This window comes from Dyadobacter sp. (assembly GCF_051859145.1).
Classification (GTDB): Bacteria; Bacteroidota; Bacteroidia; order Cytophagales; family Spirosomataceae; genus Dyadobacter.
Genome location: NZ_JBHYGF010000585.1, coordinates 18,063 through 20,316 on the forward strand (window position 1 = coordinate 18,063; position 2,254 = coordinate 20,316).

2 protein-coding genes are annotated in these 2,254 nt (G+C 49.4%); both read right to left on the minus strand.

Annotation, left to right across the window (positions count from 1 at the left end):
• Positions 1–817, minus strand: an 817-nt coding sequence (locus tag ACTIE6_RS25320) for a carboxypeptidase-like regulatory domain-containing protein (protein ID WP_439559273.1), incomplete at its 3' end; no start/stop codon positions are given.
• Positions 818–1,020: 203 nt separating this feature from the next.
• Positions 1,021–2,055, minus strand: coding sequence for a FecR family protein (locus ACTIE6_RS25325; protein WP_439559274.1), 1,035 nt, complete (start codon positions 2,053–2,055; stop codon positions 1,021–1,023).
• Between the last annotated feature and the right edge of the window lie 199 nt (positions 2,056–2,254).

The window sequence follows — 2,254 nt, forward strand, 5'->3', positions numbered from 1 at the left end:
GGCCCACATTCATCACCGGTCGGTTGGCTACCAGCTCAGTCGGTGCCGTAGCGATGGAGCCAGAGATATTCCTGCGTTGCTGAGTGCCGTACCCTACCACCACAACTTCGTCGAGCGCTTTCTGGTCTACTTTCAACAGTACCTCGACCTCCGTCTTTTTACCAACCGCCACTTCCTGCGGAACGTAACCTACGAAAGAAAACACCAGCACGGCATTCTCATCAGGGACTTCAATGGAAAACCGGCCATCGACATCGCTGATCTGTCCCTGCTGGGTACCTTTTAAAATGATGTTGACACCCGGCAGCCCCTCCCCTTTTTCATCGGCAACTTTCCCTTTTACAGTCAGTTGAACAGGCGCGGCAAGCGCCGCTCCGGTGTATTCACTCGCGCCTGCCTGCGAAGATCTTCCGTCTTTCTGATCAGGCTGCTTTCGCATGATATATACGCCGTTTCCCGTATTCATATAGGTCAGGTTCAAGGCGGGGAGTGTGACGTTCAGTGCCTCCGAAACCCTGTACCGGCCTTTTGGAAGGTTAAACTTCTCCTTGCGGCTCAGCTGGTTTTCCATGTAGGCGAAGCGCAATGCAGTCTGCTTCTCTATTTGTTTGAGAAGGTTCCTGACTTCTTCGTTCCTGAGCTCGACGGAAACCTGAATTTCAGCCAGCGACTGTGCACCTGACGAATTCGCCAGCAGCAGCTGTGCACAGGTAATTGTTATAATGAGATAGAGCAACCCTATTCGCATGATCGGCTTAATGGCGGGTTGTAGGGCAGAAAGGGCATGCCTTCCCCGGTTGATAAAATTTTTATACATTTACCAGACGTTTTTAGTGATTCCAAAATGTTAAAAACGGAGCCGTAACATCCATTTGCTACGGTATTGAAGCCTTCCGGTGGCCGTCGGGGGGCTTTGTTTTTTACTCCATATACGGTTGCGCCGTCTAGCTGTCGTCGGGATGTGGCCGGAGGAGGTGTTGAATTATCATGATATAGTTGGTTAAGCTGGTTTTGTAAGGATTACGTGCAGGAACCTCCTGTCAGGGTTGCCTTTTTTCCATCAATCGAATAAGTAGCACCCGTCATCGCCGATAGTACTTTGAGGACGGTAGGCAAATCTTCTGCATTCAGGAAGGAAGCGGTAATGCGGCATTTTAGGATTTCGGGCTCGGTAAATGTAAGCTCAGTCCCATAGTGATCCTCGATCAGCTCGCGGGCTTCTTCAAGCTTTATGTTGTCAAAAACCAGGAAGTTATTCCGCCAGGCCAGTTCGTGCTCTGCGTCAATGCGCGTCATTTTAAATTGATCCCTTTTTACATCAACAGTAACCTGCTCGTCAGGTTTCAACTTTGTAAAAACACCGTCATTTCCACCTACTTCCACAAGCCCCCGGGTAACTGTCACCTTCACTTCCCCCGGCAGGGCGCGTACATTGAATGCGGTCCCCAGAACGCGCGTCAGGATCTCCCCTGCCCTCACCTGGAAAACGCTTTTGGGATTATGCGCTACATCAAAGTAAGCCTCACCTTTTAAGTTAACTGTACGAATTCCCTTGGCAAACATACCAGGAGAGTAGCTGAGCTCACTGCCTTCGTTCATGAGCACAGTGCTGCCATCAGGAAGGTTCAGGTATTGTTTTCCTTTAAAATTCAGTTGATCAGAATTCTCCGAATGGACTTCTGTCCGGGCAATTTTCCCGGCGACAGGCGCATTCCGGTATGTAAACCACCAAACCGGGCCCAGCAGGAGGATAGCCGCCGCTGCCCAGCTCCATCGAAATTGAAATGATTTAGGTTTGGCCGGAGCTGCGCCAAGAATATTATCGAGCATTTCTGCCTGTACCTGGTCCGGAATGGATTCCATGCCGGTATCCAGGGTGTACTGCTCGTCTATCCAATTTTGAAATTGTTTCCCGAAACCGTTTTCAGCCAGCCAGCGCAGCTCCTCCTTTTCCGCCCCGGAAGCCTCCCGGGCAAGATAGCGGGCCATTAAATAATCAAATCGCTGGGTTTGTCTGAAATCCGGTGTGTCCCGGTCTTCTGGCTCTTTTTCCATCAGAACAAAATAATGATACTGCTCCGGTTAAGTTCCGGCTTTCAGAATACATGTCCGCAGAAAAAGGCGCAGGGGGCACGCATTTTCAAAAAAATTATCGGAAAATGAGAATGGAGACAATAATGAAGGGATGAAAGCGACCCTAACCTCCTAATTCATCAGAAAAAGGGAAATAAAAGCAATCATTTCAGCTTTTAAA

Bases quoted from the DNA above. Each gene is read 5' to 3' on its own strand.
- ACTIE6_RS25325 (WP_439559274.1), bottom strand. From the start codon at position 2,055: ATGGAAAAAGAGCCAGAAGACCGGGACACACCGGATTTCAGACAAACC.